The sequence below is a fragment of the Pseudomonas sp. PS01270 genome, from assembly GCF_029959775.1.
Taxonomy (GTDB): Bacteria; Pseudomonadota; Gammaproteobacteria; order Pseudomonadales; family Pseudomonadaceae; genus Aquipseudomonas; species Aquipseudomonas atacamensis.
On sequence record NZ_JASCPT010000041.1, the window covers coordinates 1 to 17,737 of the forward strand.

Below are 17,737 nucleotides of genomic sequence, written 5' to 3' on the forward strand. Positions count from 1 at the left end.
GCAGGGCGAACCGCTTTTCATGTGGCAGCGAGCCTGCTCGCGAAATGGCTGTTTTAAGGCAGCATTGATGGCGGCTGGCATGGCCCCTTCGCGAGCAGGCTCGCTCCCACATTGGGTTTCGTCATATATGAAACTGATCTAACAGAGTTGCGTTAGATGCTATCGGGAGATAAGCGAATCCATTTAAGGCTTGCCTGCTTACGCGCATCCAATGCATTCGAAGAATATTTTCGATGCTGTTAATGCATATCGCGCTGCAAACCGCACACGCCCTCGCTTAGGTCATATAGATATAAAAATGTGCATTTATAGTATTTAAGTGAAGGTATGCATCCAGCCTACTTTCGGCTCCTCAGCGATCAAGGAGCCGCACCCATGAACCTTCCTTTCAAACGAATCATCAGCCTGCTGGCCGCCCCGGCGCTTGCAGGCTTTCTTGCGCTTGGCGCCCAAGCCGAAGAACTCAAGGAAATCCGCATCGCCGTGCCTGACCTCAGCGCCGGCACTCAACACAGCGGCGGCGGCATCGTCGATGTGCTGCGCGATCAGCAGATCTTCGAAAAGGCCTTCGCCGAGCAGGGCATCAAGATCCAGTGGAGTTTCTTCAAGGGCGCCGGGCCGGTGATCAATGAGGCGTTTGCCAATGGGCAGGTCGATCTGGCCTATCTTGGCGATCTGGCCGCGATCATCGGCAAATCCAATGGTCTGGACACGCGCCTGCTCAGCGCCACGGCGCGTGGCGTGAAGCAATACCTCGGCGTGGTGCCCGGCTCGGGAATCAAGACCCTGCAGGATCTCAAGGGCAAACGCGTGGCGATCTTTCGCGGGACGGCGACGCAGCTGTCGTTCGATGCGGCGCTGGCCAGTCAGGGCCTGAGCGAGAAGGATCTGAAGGTGATCAATCTGGATTTCAACGCGGCGGTCTCGGCGCTCGCGGCCAAGCAGATTGATGCCTCGTGGGGCAGCTCCGCGCTGAGTGCGTTGCAAGCCAAAGGCCTGGCGGAGTTGCCGCTCAACACCAAGGACCTTGGCGGCGCTGGCAGCGTGCAGGCGGTGTTGCTGGGTAATGGCAAGTTTGTCGACGCCCATCCAGAGGTCATTGCGAAACTGCTCAAGGCGCAGCAGCAAGCGGTCGAGTGGCTGACTCAGGACAGCAACAAGGATGCCTATGTGCAGCTGGTATCAGGGCTGGCCAGTTATCCGCCGGTGATTCTGGCTCAGGATCTGAAGGACCAGAATCTCAGCGAGATTTTCCCGTCGACACTGGATCCGGTGTTCTTGAGCGGCCTGCAAGACAAGGTCGACCTGGCGGCGCAGCAGAAGCTGATCCGCAAGCCGTTCAAGGTCAGCGATTGGGTGGCGCCAGAGCTTTCTGCAGCCAGGCTTTAGCTTCCAGATCGTTCCCACGCAGAGCGTGGGAACGATCTGCGTGTGTCACGAAGGGGTTTCAGACAGCGACGCTGACGTCCTGCCGATCCACCGCGACCAACGTCTCGATCATTGCCCTCGCCGCCGGCGACAACCGAAACCCGGTGCGGCTGACGATGCCGCAACGGGCGTTCATGCTTTCGAGGTTCTGCGGCAGGTTGCGCCAATGCAGCAGCACCAGCGAACCCTTGGCGACATCCTCAATAAACGCCTCCTCCGTGCCGACGCCGATCGCGTTGGATTGCAGTACCACTTTGACCAGCGCCGGAAAGTGCTCGGTCTCGATGGTCGGTGAGAAATCGATGCGCCCGCTGAGGTTCGCCAGCAGCTTGCGAATGCCTGGCGGGATCAGGGTGGCGGCCAGGGGAAAGTCGAACATGTCGTTGGTCGACAGGCTTTCCTTGGCCAGCAACGGATGCCCCGGCCGGCAGAAAAACACCCCGCGCTTGGGCGTCAGCGGTTGCGTCTGGAAATTAGGGTCGGACTCGAAATGGCGGATATCGGCGATGAAGAATTCGATCTCTTCGCGGCTCAGCGCGCGGCTGAGTTTTTCCCAGTTATCCACCTGAAAACAGGTGCGCACTTTCGGATGCGCATTGATGAACTGCGCCACCGCATCGGGCACCAGTTTCACCGCTGGCGCCGGCCCGCAACCAAAATGCACTTCGCCGGCGTCGAGCTTGGTCATTTGCGTCACTTCAGCGCTGAGCAACGCTGCGCCCTGCACCAGGCTCAAGGCATGTTGAAGCACCACCTGGCCCTCGGGCGTCGGACGCAGATCCTTGTTGCCGCGATCGACCAGCACGCAACCGAACTCCTGCTCCAGCCCCTGAATGCTGCGGCTGAACGCCGGTTGAGTGATGCCCATGGCGTCTGCCGCACGGACAAAACTGCGGTGTTCGTTGAGGGCGATGAAGTAGCGCAACTGGCGAAGATCCATATGCTTTTCCGGCATCCTAAAAATAGCTCGAAGGCATTTGCGACGAGGGTTGCTTGAGGTTTTAAATGCAAGCTCTTATTCCGTCAACGAAGCATATGAATATCTATTAGATGTAATTGGAATATAGATAGAGCGTTGTTTCGCTGCCGCCAAAACCGCAAACCGTCGATGAGGGTCTTCCAATGAGCAATGCCGCACTCGCCGTAAAACCCGTTTCTCACGCGCTGGAAATTCACCCGGTAGCCGGTCGTATCGGTGCCGAAATCCGTGGCGTGCATCTGTCCGGTGAGCTGGACGCCGCCACTGTCGAAGCCATCCAGCAAGCCTTGGTCGAATACAAAGTGCTGTTCTTCCGCGAGCAGACGCAACTCGACGATCAGCGTCAGGAAGCCTTCGCCCATCTGCTTGGCGAACCGGTGGCGCACCCGACCGTGCCATCGCGCGAAGGCACCCGTTACCTGCTCGAGCTGGACGGCGCCGAAGGTCAGCGCGCCAACTCCTGGCACACCGACGTGACTTTCGTCGACGCTTACCCGAAAGCCTCGATCCTGCGCTCGGTGGTCGCCCCGGCCTTCGGCGGCGATACGCTGTGGGCCAACACCGCGACCGCTTACAGCGGTTTGCCGAGCGAGCTGCGTGAGCTGGCCGACAAACTGACCGCCGTGCACAGCAACGAATACGACTACGCCGGGGCGAAGCCGGACGTATCGGCAGAGAAGCTGGAGCGCTACCGCAAAGTCTTCACCTCGACCGTTTACGAAACCGAGCATCCGGTGGTGCGCGTGCACCCGATCAGCGGCGAGAAGAGCTTGCTGCTGGGGCATTTCGTCAAACGCATCAAAGGTTATTCACAGGCCGATTCGGCGCACCTGTTCGGCTTGCTGCAGAGCCATGTGATCCGCCAGGAAAACACCGTGCGCTGGCGCTGGCAGGCTGGAGATGTGGCGATCTGGGACAACCGCTCGACGCAGCATTACGCGATTGATGATTACGGCACCCAGGATCGCGTGGTGCGCCGGGTGACGCTCAAGGGCGAAGTGCCGGTGGGGGTGAGTGGGCAGCGGAGTCTGACCATTAAGGGCGCGGATATCGTCGGCGTCTGATTGGCCTCTTCGCGAGCTGGCTCGCTCCCACATTGATCGTTCCCACGCTCTGCGTGGGAATGCCTCAACGGACGCTCTGCGTCCGGTTTTGGGACGCGGAGCGTCCCGGGCTGCATTCCCACGCGGAGCGTGGGAACGATCATTTGATCACAGCTACCACACACCAATCTGAACAACCTTGTCGGTTTCCGGTTCGCCATAACGAAACCGCTGCCCGCGCAAATCGATCTCCGGATGGCTGATCGTCGTCCGCCGCTTCAGTGCGCGTACCCATTCAAACAGATACCCCGCATGCTCCTCGCGCACCGCCGCGTACGCCGGGTCCTCACCCAGATCATTCAGCTCCTGCGGATCATTCAACAGATCAAACAACTGCGGTCTAAACCCGTCGTACGCCAGGTATTTCCAGCGCTCGCTGCGCACCATGGTCATGCGGCACCGGTCGATCGGCTGGCCGAGGCGTTTCCGCGCCGGGGCCTGGAAGGCGTAGTCGTATTCGCTGATCGCATAGCGGCGCCAATCGGGATATTCCCCGTGCAGCAACGGGATCAAGGAACGCCCTTCCAGCCGGTGTTCCGCGCCCGCTAATCCCAACGCTTGAAGAAACGTCGGCAGCGCATCGATGGTTTCCGCCAGCCGCTCATCGACAGTGCCGCGAGTGACATCCGCCGCCGCCCGAGGGTCGCGCACGATCAACGGCACGCCCACCGCCTGCTCGAGCAAAAACTCCTTCTCACCGAGCCAATGATCGCCAAGGAAATCGCCGTGATCGCTGGTGAACACGATCAACGTGTCATCCCAGCGCCCGTTGCTCTGCAGAAAATCGAACAGCCGCCCCAACTGATCATCCACTTGCTTGATCAGGCCCATGTAGGTGGGGATTACATTCAATCGTACTGAGTCGCGGGAGAAGTTGAGGCTTTCCTCATGCTGGCGAAAGGCAATGTATACGGGGTGTTTGCTGGCTACGGAGGGCGTCGCGCGGACCGGATGAAGAATCGATTTCGTACTGTACAAGGCGTGGTATGGCGCCGGTACGATATAAGGCCAATGTGGTTTGATGTACGAGAGGTGTAAACACCAGGATTTCTCGCCTTGCTCGGTGATGAAGTCGATGGCGCGATTTGTAGTGTAGACAGTCTCTGAGTGTTGCTCGGGAATTCGTGCTGGCAAATTCGCATGACGCATTTTCCAGCCGCTGAGGATTTCACCGTTCTCGCCTTCGGCGGCATTCGCCCAGTCGTGCCAGGGATTCTTGCCATCGAAGCCCTGCGCGCGCAGGTATTGGGTATAGGGCGCGGATTCGCGCTTGTCGTCGAATGACGGATCGTCGGGGTAGATACCGTCGTGGCGCAGGTACGGTTCGAAGCCGACCTCATTGAGCAACTCGGCTTGCGCGCTTTGCGGGTTGATCGCCAGACGCTGCAAGGCGTCGACGTTGGCCGTCGCATGGGTCTTGCCGACCAGCGCAGTGCGGATGCCGTGGGGTCGCAGGTAATCGCCGATCGTCAATTCATCCAGCGGCAACGGCACCGAGTTCCAGGCCACTTGATGACTGCTGACATAGCGCCCGGTGTAGGCCGACATCCGCGAAGGGCCGCAGATCGTGCCTTGGGTGTAGGCACGGCTGAAACGAACGCCTTCGGCGGCGAGGCGATCGATGTTCGGTGTGTGCAGATGCGGGTGGCCGTAGCAGGACAGATAATCGCGGCGCAGTTGATCGCACATGATGTACAGCACGTTGCGCACTGGGTTGGGAGGAGTGGGCATGGAGTTCACCGGTCAGTGGGACAGGTGAGGGTTTTCGCTGTCGGTGGGGGTTTTCGGCAAGTGCATTTGGGGAATGGTTTTTATGCAGCGATTGCATCAGCCTCTTCGCGAGCAGGCTCGCTCCCACATTGGAAATGCGTATTCCTGTGGGAGCGAGCCTGCTCGCGAAGGGGTCAGCTCAGACAGCAAAATTCTCCAGCGAACACACCTCCTGATCTTCCGCATCAACCACTTTGATCTGCTCAATCATCGCTTCGGCCAACGGTGACAACCGATACCCGGCGCGGCTGACGATGCCATAGCGGGTGTACAGCTCCTCCAGATCATCGGCCAGGCCTTCGATCTTCAAACAGACCAGCTCACCCTTGGCCAGATGCAGCGCATCGGAATACGCGCCGACAATTCCGATCGCCTCCGAGCGCAACACCACACTCAATAGACTCGAGCCGTTTTCGCATTCCACATTCGGGGCGAAATCCGGACGACCGCTGAGGTCGACGATGACCTTGCGCAGGTTCGGCGGGCGGATGCTGACCGCCAGTGGATAACTCAGCAATTGCTCGGCAGTGATGCGTTCAAACGCCGTCAGTGGATGCCCGGCGCGGCAGCAGAAATGCCATTTGCGTGCTCGCAAGCGGTAGGTCTGGTAATCCGGATCGGCCTCGAATTGCCGGGTATCGGCGACGAAGAATTCGAACTCTTCGCTGAGCAGGCGTTTGCTCAGGCTCTGCCAGTCATCGACTTGAAATTGCACTCGCGCTTTCGGGTAGCGGCCGATGAACGCGCCGATCGCGCGTGGGATCAATCCAGCGGCTGGCGCCGGCCCGCAGCCAAAGCGCAATTCCCCGGCCTCGAGGCCATTGAACTGGCTGATCTCATTGGCCATCTGCTGCGCACCGCTGACCAGTCGCCGCGCATGTTCGAGCAGCACATGGCCCTGTTTGGTAGGCGGCAATTCCTTGCGCCCACGGTCGACCAACTGGCAGCCGACGCTGTGTTCCAGTGCTTGGATGCTGCGGCTGAATGCCGACTGCGACAGGTTCACCGCCTGCGCGCCAGCGACGAAGCTGCGTTGCTCAACCAGAGCAATGAAGTGACGCAATTGGCGCAAGTCGATATGCATTTTTCACATAAAAAATATCCGGGAAATGCATTGGATATGCATTAGGTCGACTCCTTATAAAGGCAATCTCTTATGCAGTAAATATTTCTAAATCCATAAATAAATAACTGAAAAGAATATGCAGCACTGAAGATGTCTGTGTGTTTTTTGACCAGGAGCCGCGCCATGAGTCCGTTGAATCTCGCGTTACCCCCATCACCCCGACGGCTCAAACGCCTGCCTTTGGCGCTGTTGCTGGCAGGCAGCGCCAGCTGGACTCACGGCTATGCCGCCGAAGCCGAAACCCCTCCGCCCGTCCCCGCAGGTACAGCGGCGGCCAACGGTTCGCAGCTGGAAACCGTGACCGTCACCACCCGCCGCCGCGAAGAAAGTTCGCAAGACGTGCCGACGCCAATGAGTGTGGTCAGTGGGCAGAATCTGGAGACGCAACGGGTTTACCGGATTCAGGACTTGCAGCAACTGGTGCCCAGCGTCAACGTCGCTTACATGCATGCGCGCCAGTCCAGCGTGTCGATCCGTGGCCTGGGTAACAACCCGGCCAGTGATGGCCTGGAAGGCAGCGTTGGCCTGTACATCGACAACGTTTATCTGGGCCGTCCGGGGATGGCGGTGTTCGACCTGATGGACATCGAACAGCTCGAGGTCTTGCGCGGTCCGCAAGGCACGCTGTTCGGCAAGAACACCACCGCCGGGGTCATCAACATCAGCACCCGCGCCCCCAGTTTCACACCGGAACGCAGTATCGAAACCTCGGTCGGCGAGGACGGTTACTTCCAGACCAAAGGCACGATTTCCGGGCCGCTCAACGATCAACTGGCCGGGCGCTTCTCGGCGTATCGCACGCGCAGTGACGGTGACATCAAGAACGAATACGACGGCCACGACCTCAACGGTGGTTCGCGCGAGGGCTTCCGCGCGCAGCTGTTGTTCAAGCCCAATGAAGATTTCAATCTGCGCTGGATCGGCGATTACAACGAAGAAGATTCCAGCGCCGGCACCCGCGTGTTGTACAACACCGGGCCGACCATCAACGGCGTCAATCTGTATGAATCGCGGGCCAGTGCGGCCGGGGCGACGCTGGTCAACGGCCGGCATCGCAAGGTCAATCTCGACAACGACCAGCACGTCACCGTGCATCAGGGCGGCACGTCGGTGGAAGCCAACTGGACGTTGCCGAGCGACTTCACCCTGACGTCGGTCAGCTCTTATCGTTTCTGGAATTTCACCCCGCGCAACGACGATGGCCTCAACGTGCCGGCCAGCTACAACGCCGGCGTGTCGGTGGAAGACAAACAGTATTCGCAGGAATTTCGCCTGGCCTCGCCCAAGGGTGAGTTCTTCGATTATGTGGTCGGCGCCTACTATTTCGGCTCGGATCTGGACAACAAATCCTTCTCCTATTACGGCCCGCAGGCCGACATCTGGAATGGCACACCGGCGGGCAGCCTGGCCAACGTCATCAGCGTCGGCAACGGCCATATCCAGACCGACAGTTTCGCCCTGTTTGCCCAAGGCACCTGGCACCTGAGTGAACGTCTCGATTTTACCGCCGGGGTGCGTGGCACCTACGAAGAGAAAAACGCTTCGGTCAGCCGCAACGCGCCGGTCGGCGGCGTGGCGGTGGCGGGTGCGGCAGCCAATGCGCGTCGGGGGCGTGCCGGCGTCTACGATTCCGGTGATTTGAATCAGTACAGCTCCAGCCCCTCGGGACTGCTCAACCTGAGCTATCGCATTACCGACGACGTGCTCGGTTACGCGACGCTGTCCCACGGCGAGAAATCCGGCGGGGTCAACCTCGCGGTCGGCTCCGCACCTACCGCTGGCGCCGACTCGTTACTGATCGGCACCGAGCGCGCCAACAACGCCGAACTCGGCTTCAAAAGCACCCTGTGGGATCGCCGCCTGCAACTCAACGCCAACGTATTCTGGACCCAGGTCAACGCCTACCAGACCAACGCCTATGACGCCGCCAACCGCGTGCAATACCTGACCAACGCAGGCTCGGTGCGCTCGCGTGGCATCGAGTTCGAAAGCACCGTGGTGCCGTTGCGTGGCCTGACGCTGAACTTCAACGGTTCGTACAACGACGTCAGCTACCTCTCGTACAAGGATGCACCGTGCCCGCCGGAAGTCAGCCAGGCCCCGGGTGCACCGGCCTCCTGCGATCTCAGCGGCCATCAAGTCGTCGGCGCGTCGAAATGGATCGGCAACGCCAACGGCGAATACAAATGGAATCTGGCTAACGGCTTCGAACCCTACGTCACCGGCAGCTACGCGTTCCGCTCCAAAGCGGTGGGCACGGTCGAGGATTCCGACTACGGGCAGATCCCCAGTTACGCGGTGGTCAACCTATCCACTGGCTTGCGCGGTGATTTCAATCAGGGCCAGTGGGACGTCTCGCTGTGGCTGAAAAACGCCTTCGACAAAACTTATTACACGACTCTGTGGACTGGCGGCAACGGCGGCTATGAAGGCCTGCTCGGCACCCCGCGAACCCTCGGCGTTACCGGTCGCTACGACTTTTAATTGAGCTTTCAAGGCGCTGACCTGGACATGGCCGTTCAACCAATCCTCAGCGGCGCCGGCAAGCAGACGCAGCTGATCGACAGCGACGGCGGCAATCGCGCCTAACGTCGGCATTCAGCGAACCAAAACCAGCCTTTTAAGGCGTTAACGGATGCCGTATCCGAATACTTTTCATGCCGCATAAGCATGGGGTTTATGGCAGATCGCTGCAGCCCTTGTGGTGCGCGGCTTCGGTAAAAACGGGCGATTTGCATATTCCTTGAAGACCTATGCATAACGTCAAAGATTACTTTCGGTGATAAGCGTGCAAGCCCAATGATTACCCCATCGACTACGCCGTGGGGGCTTCAAGAATGGCGGGTTGATCGCTTTGGCTCGTAGAACGAAAGAGACCGCAGGGAGTTGAACAATGGGCAATGTCCAGACCGCCGCCAGCGTAGGGGAATTGCTGTGGCGGCATACGCCGAGTGGCGAACTGGTCGATCTTGGCCGGCCGCACCGGGTGCCGTTGGGGCAGTTGCGTTTGCAGCGAGCGCCCAAGGGTATTTTGAGTCGGCGCGAAACCCTTCTGCTCGGTGTTCTCGCGCTGGTGGTGCATGGCGCGGTGATTTACTGGGTCAGCCAGAAACCGACGCCAGTGCTGCCGGTGGTGCCGCCGGAAATTCCGCCGATGACCATCGAGTTTTCGCGCCCGGCTCCGCCAGCGCCGCCGGTTGTTGCGCCGCCATCACCGGCGCCCGTGGTCGAACCGCCACCGCCAGTGGAGGATGAGTTGGTGGTGAAACCGCCGCCGCCCAAGCCGATCGCCAAACCCAAACCGGTGGTGAAACTGCCGCCCAAACCCGGGCCGAAGCCGGTAGAGCAGCCGCCAGCGCCAACGAAACCGGCAGCCCCGGTCGCAGCGCCAGCGCCCCCCGCGCCGCCGGCACCTGCGCCCGTTACACCGGCTTCAGCCAATGCTGCATACCTGAAAAACCCGGCGCCGGAATATCCGTCGCTGGCCCAGCGGCGTGGTTGGGAAGGCACGGTGTTGTTACGGGTGCATGTGTTGGCCAGCGGCAAACCGGGCGAGATCCAGATTGCCAAAAGCAGCGGCCGCCAGCAGCTCGATGACGCCGCGCTCAACGCTGTGAAGCGCTGGAGTTTCGTCCCGGCCAAGCAGGGTGATGTCGCCCAGGACGGCTGGGTCAGCGTGCCTATCGATTTCAAGATTCATTAAACCGAAACCAAATTCGCGCGAAATGTTTACACGAGGGAACACATCATGACGTTACTGGCATCTCCACTGGAATCCATCGAAAGCGCGGTGATCTGGCTGCTGGTGGGTTTTTCCGTCGCCACTTGGGGCCTGGCGTTGCTCAAGGCTGTGCAGTTCGGTCGTTTGAAAGCGCAGGATCGGCGCTTTCATAAACGTTTCTGGGCGGCGTCGAGCCTGGATGCCGCCGCCGAGTTGAGCGAAACCCAGCCCGGCGCCGCAGCGCGGGTGGCGCAGGCCGGTTATGCGGCGATCCAGGTGGGCGAGGCGCCGCAGGCAAATGACCTGAGCCAGGCGATCAACCATCAGGATCGCCTCGAACGCGCCTTGCGCCAGCAGATCGTGCGCGAGCGCCGTTCGCTGGAAACCGGTCTGGCGGTGGTCGCGAGTATTGGCAGCACCTCGCCGTTCATTGGTTTGTTCGGCACGGTGTGGGGAATCATGGAAGCGTTGAAAGGCATCAGCGCCGCTGGTTCGGCAAGCCTGGAAACCGTGGCCGGCCCGATCGGTGCGGCACTGGTCGCGACTGGCGTGGGGATCGCCGTCGCGGTGCCGGCGGTGCTGGTTTACAACTACTTTCTGCGCCGTCTGAAATTGACCGCGGCGGATCTCGATGACTTCGCCCACGACTTCTACAGCCTGGCGCAGAAGAGCGCGTTCCGCGTGCTGATGCACCCGACCGCACACAAGGTGGCAACGTCGGGCAACGCGGCAAAAGTGAAGGAGGCGTCCTGATATGGCCTTCTCCACGCAAGACACCGATGAGGTGCTCAGTGAAATCAACGTGACGCCGCTGGTAGACGTGATGCTGGTGCTGCTGGTGGTGTTTATCGTCACCGCGCCGCTGCTGACCAATGCGATACCGATCAACCTGCCGAAGACCGAAGCGGTGGCGCCGGTCGAGCAGAAGGATCCGCTGGTGGTGAGCATCGACGGCGCCGGCAAGCTGTTTATCAACAAGGACGAGATTCAGCCCGACTTGCTGGAATTCAACCTCAAGTCGGCCAAGGCCAAGGACCCGGAAGTGCGCGTGCAATTGCAGGCCGATGACGGGGTGAATTACGGCGAAGTGGCGCGAGCCATGGCTTCGATCGAACGGGCAGGGATTACCAGATTGTCGGTGATCACCGCGCGGTAACAGACTTTCGTTTTTCCGGGGCCGTCTCCTTGGCAGGGTGCGGCCCTTTTTTTTGCGTTCGGTATTTGAAAAAGCCCCTCACCCTAGCCCTCTCCCGGAGGGAGAGGGGACTGACCGGGGTGTCTGGCGGCTATACACCGATATGAGAAATCCAGTCGAACTCAAGATTTGAAGAACCTGAAGATCGGCTCCCTTTCCCCCTCGCCCCCTTGGGGGAGAGGGTTGGGGTGAGGGGGAGGAATCTTATGCCCTACACAAATCTCATATTCGATACGGGTCTTAATAAATAGCTTCTTATTCCTTAACGAATATAACTCCTCTCCCTATACTCGACACGGAACAGACACGCCGCAGGAGAGCTTCCCCATGCGCAACAAATCAATCCGCTACCTGATTGTGCCGGGCTGGCAAGGATCGCCAGAAGATCATTGGCAAAGCCATTGGCAGAACAGCCTGCCGAACAGCGCGCGGGTCGAGCAGGCCGATTGGCTGACGCCGCGCCGTGAAGACTGGGTCGCCGCGCTGGCCGAAGCGATTGCCGCGGACAGCACGCCGGTCATTCTCATCGCTCACAGCCTCGGCTGCATCACCGTTGCCCACTGGGCGGTGACTGCGCCGTTGCAGTACCTGCGTCAGGTGCGCGGGGCGTTGCTGGTCGCGCCGGCCGATGTCGAGCGTCCTGCCTGCGCGCCAGCGCTGCGCAACTTCGCACCGATTCCGACGAACCTGTTGCCATTCCCCAGTCAGGTCGTCAGCTCCGACAACGACGCCGCCGTCAGTGCCCCGCGCGCGCTCGAACTGGCGCGCAACTGGGGTGCGGAGGCGGGGATTCTCGCCGGGGCCGGGCACATCAACGTCAAGTCCGGGCATCAGCGTTGGGAGCAGGGTTTCGCCTATCTCTATCGCCTGCAAAACCGTCTGGAACATCACGCCCGCCGTCGCGCCTGACCTTACTATTCAACGCCCCCGTCGGCTGGCGGTTTTGGGCGGGAGCCTGCCATGAGTTTGGAAACCTTCGGTCAGCCCTTGTTGACCTTTCCCGATGCGGAAAAAAGCCCCCTGAGCATTCGCGCCAAGGCGTTGGTGTTCGTCGACCCACGCTCGCGGCAATTGCGCGAGGAGTTGGAACAGTTGGCTCCACGTGCGATTTCAGTGCTGATTCGCGGTGAGACTGGCACCGGTAAAGAGCTGCTCGCCCGGCATATCCACCGCGCCAGTGATCGCAGCGGGCTGTTCGTTTCGGTGAACTGCGGCGCGATCAGCCCGACCTACGCCGACGCCGAACTGTTCGGCTACGCCGCCGGCAGCTACAGCGGTTCGGCCAGCAGCCGCGCCGGCTGGTTCGGTTCGGCCAACGGCGGCACCTTGTACCTGGATGAGATCGGCGATCTGCCGCTGCCGATCCAGATCAAGTTGCTCGCGGCATTGGAAAACCACGAAGTCACCCGCGTCGGTGCGCATCAGCCGAGCCCGGTGGATGTGCGCCTGGTTGCGGCGACCAGCATCGATTTGGCCCAGGCCGTGGACGCCGGAAAATTCCACGAGCGGCTCTATCACTACCTCAGCGAGGGTCATCTGGAGCTGCCGGCGTTGCGCGCGCGTACCGGCGACATTCTCTCGCTGGCGGAGTATTTCCTTGGCATCTACAGCCAGCGTCTGGACTTGCCCGTGCCGCTGATCAGCGAAGCCGCGCAACATGTGCTCGAACAACACAGCTGGCCGGGCAACACTCGCGAACTGGAAAACGTCATCCACTTTGCCCTGCTGGTCAGCACCGGCGACGAAATCCTGCCGGAACATCTGAACCTGCCTGACGCGTCTGCGCCGCAGGTTCAGATCGAACGTCTGGTCAGGCAGACCCATATAGGTGGGAGCAGTGCAGAGCGTAAGGCCTTGAAAGACTGGCTGATTCGCTTGAGCGAGGCGGTATGAGCATTTTCTTCAACATGAACAAAATGGAATATGAAGCTGAATAAACGTTATTGTCCGGGAATAAAAAATCCGGGTATTGTCCGCCTCACGCCAGCGATATCACTTCACTGGCACACGTATTAAATGCCGTCGTCGATGACGACCGTGATTTCGATAAGGACACTGCATGAAAAAGGTTCTGTTGTTTACCGCATTGGCGGCTGCACTGACGGCTTCTTTCGCCAACGCCGGCGAGAAACTGGTGGTTGCCGCCACGCCGGTGCCCCACGCTGAAATCCTTGAGCTGATCAAACCGACCCTGGCCAAAGAAGGCGTGGATCTGGAAATCAAGGTCTTCACCGACTACGTGCAACCGAACGTACAGGTCGGCGAGAAGCGTCTCGACGCCAACTACTTCCAGACCCTGCCGTACCTGAACAGCTTCAACCAGGGTAAATACAAGGATGACAAATCCAAGTACCTGGTGACCGTGCAGGGCGTTCACGTTGAACCGTTCGGTGGTTACTCGAGCAAGTACAAGACTCTGGCTGAGTTGCCGGACGGCGCGACCATCGCCATCCCCAACGAAGGCAGCAACAGCGGCCGCGCCCTGATCCTGCTGCAGAAGGCCGGCCTGATCGAACTGAAAGATCCGAAAAACGCTCTGGCAACGCCGAAAGACATCGGCAAGAACCCGCATAACTTCAAGTTCAAGGAACTGGAATCGGCCCTGCTGCCGCGCGTGCTGAAGGAAGTTGATCTGGACATGATCAACACCAACTACGCGCTGGAAGCCAAGCTCAACCCACAGAAAGATGCGCTGGTGATCGAAGGCGCTGACTCGCCATACGTGAACTTCCTGGTTGCCCGTGAGGACAACAAGAACAGCGACGCGATCCAGAAACTGGCCAAGGCCCTGACCAGCCCGGAAGTCAAAGCGTTCATCGAGAAGAAGTACAGCGGCGCGGTATTGCCGGCGTTCTGATCTGACGCTTGAGCAAATCCGCTTCAGACGTGAAAACGCCGATGGCCAGTGATGGTCATCGGCGTTTTTTTGCGTGCGTTTCAAGCCGTTGAAAAGATCGTTCCCACGCTCTGCGTGGGAATGCCTCATCGGACGCTCCGCGTTCGGCTCTTAATGGGACGCGGAGCGTCCCGGGCTGCATTCCTTTGCTGCGCGTGGGAACGATCAAAGGCTCAGGCCACCTGCGTCTTCAACGCCCGGCGCAACGCCCTCAACAATTTCACGATGTCCTGCGGATCCAGCCGCTGCGGCACTTTTACGTCCATGTCTTTCTTCCTTGTGGTGAATGGGCCGGAGAGTCTGGCCAAAAGCTGTGGGTCCTTGGAGGTCTTTCGTGAAAAAAAGATCCGTCCTACAGCGCAAAGAAAAATAGCCGTCTTATTCGTTCCCGGCAAACCCACAGGATAGTTTTTTGGGTGATATCAATATGCTTTAAAGGTATTTAAATTATGGTTTTTATACCTATAAAGTCAGTGCCTGCCGGACGGCCATCCGCCGTCCATGGATTGCATCATCGCCGCTTACCAAGCAGCGTCAGGACGCTTCATGACTTTGGACTACGCCTTTATCCTCAGCACTCTGCCGGCTTTTTTCAAAGCCGTCGGCGTGACTCTGCAGGTCGGTTTGATTGCGATCGCCACTTCGCTGCTGGTCGCGCTGCTCAACGCGACGATTCTGGTGTTTCGCACGCCATACCTGCAAAAACTGGTCGGCTTCTACGTAGAGCTGGCGCGCAACACGCCGTTGCTGATTCAGCTGTTCTTCGTCTACTTCGTGTTGCCGGCAGTGGGGATCCAGGTTTCCGGTTTCACTGCGGCAATCATCACCATGACTTTTCTCGGCGGCGCCTACCTCACCGAAGTGCTGCGCGCCGGCGTCGATGCGGTGCCCCAGGCACAACTGGAATCCGGGCGGTCGATTGGCCTGTCCCACGGCCAGTTGCTGCGCTATGTGATCCTGCCGCAGGCGGGGATCCTCAGCTTGCCGTCACTGTTCGCCAATTTCATTTTCCTGCTCAAGGAAACCACCGTGGTTTCGGCCGTGGCGGTGCCGGAAATCCTCTACACCACCAAGAGCTATATCGCGCTCTACTACAAAACCTACGAAATGCTCGCCGTGCTGACGCTGATCTGCGTGTTGCTGTTCTTGCCGCTGTCGCTGTTGCTCAGCCGTCTGGAAAGGAGGCTCCAGCATGGCCAGTTCGGGTCTTGAACTGCTCTGGGTGTCGTTGCCGCAACTGGCAAAAGGCGCCGGGCAAACCCTGTCGATCTCGTTTCTGAGCATCGCCATCAGCACGATCGGCGGCGTGTTCTACGGTGTGTTGCGCACGTTGAACGTCACGTGGCTGAACGCGATTCTGCGCATCTATCTGGAGCTGTTCCGGGCAATTCCGGTGCTGGTCTGGTTGTATCTGCTGTTCTTCGGTCTGCCGATTTTCTTCGGCCTGAGCCTGCCGAGCTTCTGGTGCGCGGTGCTGGTGCTGTCGCTGTGGGGCGCCAGCGAAGTTGGCGAGGTAGCGCGCGGTGCGCTGCATTCGTTGCCGCGCGGACAGCGTGAAGCCGGGCTGTCGATCGGCCTCAATGCAGCTCAACTCTATGGCTACGTGCTGCTGCCGCAAGCGCTCAAGCGCATGACGCCGCCGACCATCAACGTCTATACGCGGATCATCAAGACCAGTTCCCTGGCGGTGCTGATCGGCGTCGTCGATGTGATCAAGGTCGGTCAGCAGATCATCGAGCGCACCTATGAATCGGTACTGATCTACGGTGCGCTGTTCCTGTTTTTCTTTTTCATCTGCTACCCGCTTTCGGCCGCTTCGCGCGTGCTGGAGCGGCGCTGGACGCAAGCATGAGCGCACTGATCGAGTTTCACGGTTTCAACAAATTCTATGGCGCGCAGCAGGTGCTCGATGGCATCGACCTGCAAGTGCAGAGCGGCGAAGTGGTGGTCATTCTCGGACCCAGCGGTTGCGGCAAAAGTACTTTGCTGCGTTGCCTCAATGGTCTGGAAGAGGCCCACAGCGGCAGCCTGAAATTCCTCGACCGCGAGCTGTTGGACAAGGCCACTGACTGGCGCGAAATTCGCCAGCAGATCGGCATGGTGTTCCAGAGTTATCACCTGTTCCCGCACATGAGCGTGCTCGACAATCTGCTGCTCGGCCCGCTCAAGGTGCAGAAGCGCCAGCGTCGCGAAGCGCAGCAGCAGGCCGAAGCCTTGCTTGAGCGTGTCGGCCTGCTGGACAAGCGCGATGCTTTCCCGCGTCAGCTCTCCGGCGGCCAGCAGCAACGCATCGCCATTGTCCGCTCGCTGTGCATGAATCCACGGGTCATGCTCTTCGACGAAGTCACCGCCGCCCTCGACCCGGAAATGGTCAAGGAAGTGCTGCAAGTCATTCAGGGTCTGGCTCGCGAAGGCATGACCCTGCTGATCGTCACTCACGAAATGGCCTTCGCCCGCGCGGTGGCCGACCGCATCGTGTTCATGGATGCCGGGCGCATCCTTGAACAGTCCCCACCCGAGATTTTCTTTACGAACCCGCAAACCGCACGCGCGCAGCAGTTTCTGGAGAAATTCTCCTTCGTTGCAACATCGCCAGAAACGAATCCGAAAAAGGAACTGGAACCGCTATGAAAACTGCCGCTTTGTTACTGCCCCTGCTCAGCCTCGCCTTGCTTGCCGGTTGCGGTAAAACCGAAGAGCCGTCAAAGCCGAAAGTCGCCAGCGAAAACACCGCGCCGGCCGGTTATCTGGACAAGATCAAGGCCCGCGACAAACTGATTGTCGGCGTCTTCACTGACAAGCCACCGTTCGGTTTCGTCGATGAGGCCGGGCGTTACGTCGGCTTCGACACCGACATTGGCCGGCGCTTCGCCAAGGACCTGCTCGGCGACGAAAACAAGGTCGAGTTCGTCGCCGTCGAGCCTGCCAGCCGTATTCCGTTTCTGCAGAGTGACAAGGTCGACTTGATCCTCGCCAACATGACCGTCACCCCGGAGCGCAAGGAAGCGGTGGATTTCACCAACCCGAACCTCAAGGTGGCCGTGCAGGCGCTGGTGCCGCAGGGCAGTTCGGTGAACAGACTCGATGATCTGGCGACGCGCACCACGATTGTCACCACCGGCACCACCGCGGATATCTGGCTGACCAAAAACCATCCGGACTGGAAACTGCTCAAGTTCGAAAAGAACTCCGAGTCGCTGCAAGCCCTGGCCAATGGTCGTGGCGATGCTTACGCGCAGGACAATCTGGTGCTGTTCAGCTGGGCCAAGCAGAACCCGGGCTATCGCGTGCTGGAGGAAAAACTGGGTGCCGAGGCGCCGATTGCACCGGCGGTGAAGAAGGGCAACCTCGAGTTGCGTGACTGGGTCAACAGCGAATTGGCCAGGTTGGGCGAGGAGAAATACCTGCTCAAGCTGTATGACCAATATGTGCGCAAAGAACTGAGCGATGACACCCGGCCTGAGAGTGTGATTGTTGAAGGGGGCAAGTGGCAGGGGTGATTGCCTGTTGATCGTTCCC

General features: G+C 59.6%; 16 protein-coding genes. 13 read left to right on the top strand and 3 right to left on the bottom strand.

Features of this window, described 5'->3' with window-relative positions:
- Positions 1 to 375: 375 nt before the first annotated feature.
- Positions 376 to 1,389 (top strand): ABC transporter substrate-binding protein, encoded by a 1,014-nt coding sequence (locus QMX86_RS13790; protein ID WP_016772231.1) that lies wholly within the window; start codon positions 376 to 378, stop codon positions 1,387 to 1,389.
- Between the two features lie 58 nt (positions 1,390 to 1,447).
- Here QMX86_RS13790 and QMX86_RS13795 read toward each other — a convergent pair whose 3' ends face one another.
- Positions 1,448 to 2,368 (bottom strand): LysR family transcriptional regulator, encoded by a 921-nt coding sequence (locus tag QMX86_RS13795; RefSeq protein ID WP_039756363.1) that lies wholly within the window; start codon positions 2,366 to 2,368, stop codon positions 1,448 to 1,450.
- A gap of 182 nt (positions 2,369 to 2,550) precedes the next feature.
- Between QMX86_RS13795 and QMX86_RS13800 the strand changes: the two genes are divergently transcribed.
- Positions 2,551 to 3,471 (top strand): TauD/TfdA family dioxygenase, encoded by a 921-nt coding sequence (locus QMX86_RS13800; RefSeq protein WP_110644759.1) that lies wholly within the window; start codon positions 2,551 to 2,553, stop codon positions 3,469 to 3,471.
- 153 nt (positions 3,472 to 3,624) lie between these two features.
- Here the strand turns inward: QMX86_RS13800 and QMX86_RS13805 are convergent, their stop codons facing one another.
- On the bottom strand, positions 3,625 to 5,241 hold the full coding sequence (locus tag QMX86_RS13805; RefSeq protein ID WP_110644760.1) for an alkaline phosphatase family protein: 1,617 nt from the start codon (positions 5,239 to 5,241) through the stop codon (positions 3,625 to 3,627).
- Between the two features lie 178 nt (positions 5,242 to 5,419).
- Complete coding sequence (locus QMX86_RS13810; RefSeq protein ID WP_122601370.1) at positions 5,420 to 6,364, bottom strand: LysR family transcriptional regulator; 945 nt, start codon at positions 6,362 to 6,364, stop codon at positions 5,420 to 5,422.
- 165 nt (positions 6,365 to 6,529) lie between these two features.
- Here QMX86_RS13810 and QMX86_RS13815 point away from each other — a divergent pair, with 165 nt between their 5' ends.
- The 11 genes from QMX86_RS13815 (at position 6,530) to QMX86_RS13865 (ending at position 17,718) form a co-directional block, all read left to right on the top strand.
- A complete protein-coding gene (locus QMX86_RS13815) occupies positions 6,530 to 8,890 on the top strand; it encodes a TonB-dependent receptor (RefSeq protein ID WP_282387358.1) in 2,361 nt (786 codons plus the stop codon).
- A gap of 409 nt (positions 8,891 to 9,299) precedes the next feature.
- A complete protein-coding gene (locus QMX86_RS13820) occupies positions 9,300 to 10,109 on the top strand; it encodes an energy transducer TonB (protein WP_282390396.1) in 810 nt (269 codons plus the stop codon).
- Between the two features lie 45 nt (positions 10,110 to 10,154).
- The gene (locus tag QMX86_RS13825) at positions 10,155 to 10,880 is read left to right on the top strand and encodes a MotA/TolQ/ExbB proton channel family protein (RefSeq protein WP_282387362.1); all 726 of its coding nucleotides are present in this window, start codon (positions 10,155 to 10,157) and stop codon (positions 10,878 to 10,880) included.
- A gap of 1 nt (position 10,881) precedes the next feature.
- Complete coding sequence (locus QMX86_RS13830; protein WP_008045412.1) at positions 10,882 to 11,283, top strand: biopolymer transporter ExbD; 402 nt, start codon at positions 10,882 to 10,884, stop codon at positions 11,281 to 11,283.
- Positions 11,284 to 11,649: 366 nt separating this feature from the next.
- Entirely contained in the window at positions 11,650 to 12,231 is a 582-nt protein-coding gene (locus tag QMX86_RS13835; RefSeq protein WP_282384529.1) for an alpha/beta hydrolase, read from the top strand.
- A 51-nt stretch (positions 12,232 to 12,282) separates the two neighbouring features.
- Positions 12,283 to 13,215, top strand: coding sequence for a sigma 54-interacting transcriptional regulator (locus QMX86_RS13840; protein WP_016772223.1), 933 nt, complete (start codon positions 12,283 to 12,285; stop codon positions 13,213 to 13,215).
- Between the two features lie 166 nt (positions 13,216 to 13,381).
- Positions 13,382 to 14,179, top strand: coding sequence for a MetQ/NlpA family ABC transporter substrate-binding protein (locus QMX86_RS13845; protein WP_282384530.1), 798 nt, complete (start codon positions 13,382 to 13,384; stop codon positions 14,177 to 14,179).
- 585 nt (positions 14,180 to 14,764) lie between these two features.
- Positions 14,765 to 15,430 (top strand): amino acid ABC transporter permease, encoded by a 666-nt coding sequence (locus tag QMX86_RS13850; RefSeq protein WP_282384531.1) that lies wholly within the window; start codon positions 14,765 to 14,767, stop codon positions 15,428 to 15,430.
- On the top strand, positions 15,411 to 16,070 hold the full coding sequence (locus tag QMX86_RS13855) for an amino acid ABC transporter permease (protein WP_071174043.1): 660 nt from the start codon (positions 15,411 to 15,413) through the stop codon (positions 16,068 to 16,070). The genes QMX86_RS13850 and QMX86_RS13855 overlap by 20 nt, the downstream gene beginning before the upstream one ends.
- Complete coding sequence (locus QMX86_RS13860) at positions 16,067 to 16,849, top strand: amino acid ABC transporter ATP-binding protein (protein ID WP_110644766.1); 783 nt, start codon at positions 16,067 to 16,069, stop codon at positions 16,847 to 16,849. The genes QMX86_RS13855 and QMX86_RS13860 overlap by 4 nt, the downstream gene beginning before the upstream one ends.
- A complete protein-coding gene (locus QMX86_RS13865; protein WP_122508395.1) occupies positions 16,846 to 17,718 on the top strand; it encodes a transporter substrate-binding domain-containing protein in 873 nt (290 codons plus the stop codon). The genes QMX86_RS13860 and QMX86_RS13865 overlap by 4 nt, the downstream gene beginning before the upstream one ends.
- Positions 17,719 to 17,737 lie beyond the last annotated feature (19 nt).

Bases quoted from the DNA above. Each gene is read 5' to 3' on its own strand.
- QMX86_RS13825 (WP_282387362.1), top strand. From the start codon at position 10,155: ATGACGTTACTGGCATCTCCACTGGAATCCATCGAAAGCGCGGTGATC.
- QMX86_RS13860 (WP_110644766.1), top strand. From the start codon at position 16,067: ATGAGCGCACTGATCGAGTTTCACGGTTTCAACAAATTCTATGGCGCG.
- QMX86_RS13800 (WP_110644759.1), top strand. From the start codon at position 2,551: ATGAGCAATGCCGCACTCGCCGTAAAACCCGTTTCTCACGCGCTGGAA.
- QMX86_RS13810 (WP_122601370.1), bottom strand. From the start codon at position 6,364: ATGCATATCGACTTGCGCCAATTGCGTCACTTCATTGCTCTGGTTGAG.
- QMX86_RS13790 (WP_016772231.1), top strand. From the start codon at position 376: ATGAACCTTCCTTTCAAACGAATCATCAGCCTGCTGGCCGCCCCGGCG.
- QMX86_RS13815 (WP_282387358.1), top strand. From the start codon at position 6,530: ATGAGTCCGTTGAATCTCGCGTTACCCCCATCACCCCGACGGCTCAAA.
- QMX86_RS13855 (WP_071174043.1), top strand. From the start codon at position 15,411: ATGGCCAGTTCGGGTCTTGAACTGCTCTGGGTGTCGTTGCCGCAACTG.
- QMX86_RS13850 (WP_282384531.1), top strand. From the start codon at position 14,765: ATGACTTTGGACTACGCCTTTATCCTCAGCACTCTGCCGGCTTTTTTC.
- QMX86_RS13830 (WP_008045412.1), top strand. From the start codon at position 10,882: ATGGCCTTCTCCACGCAAGACACCGATGAGGTGCTCAGTGAAATCAAC.
- QMX86_RS13835 (WP_282384529.1), top strand. From the start codon at position 11,650: ATGCGCAACAAATCAATCCGCTACCTGATTGTGCCGGGCTGGCAAGGA.
- QMX86_RS13820 (WP_282390396.1), top strand. From the start codon at position 9,300: ATGGGCAATGTCCAGACCGCCGCCAGCGTAGGGGAATTGCTGTGGCGG.
- QMX86_RS13865 (WP_122508395.1), top strand. From the start codon at position 16,846: ATGAAAACTGCCGCTTTGTTACTGCCCCTGCTCAGCCTCGCCTTGCTT.
- QMX86_RS13845 (WP_282384530.1), top strand. From the start codon at position 13,382: ATGAAAAAGGTTCTGTTGTTTACCGCATTGGCGGCTGCACTGACGGCT.
- QMX86_RS13805 (WP_110644760.1), bottom strand. From the start codon at position 5,241: ATGCCCACTCCTCCCAACCCAGTGCGCAACGTGCTGTACATCATGTGC.
- QMX86_RS13840 (WP_016772223.1), top strand. From the start codon at position 12,283: ATGAGTTTGGAAACCTTCGGTCAGCCCTTGTTGACCTTTCCCGATGCG.
- QMX86_RS13795 (WP_039756363.1), bottom strand. From the start codon at position 2,368: ATGGATCTTCGCCAGTTGCGCTACTTCATCGCCCTCAACGAACACCGC.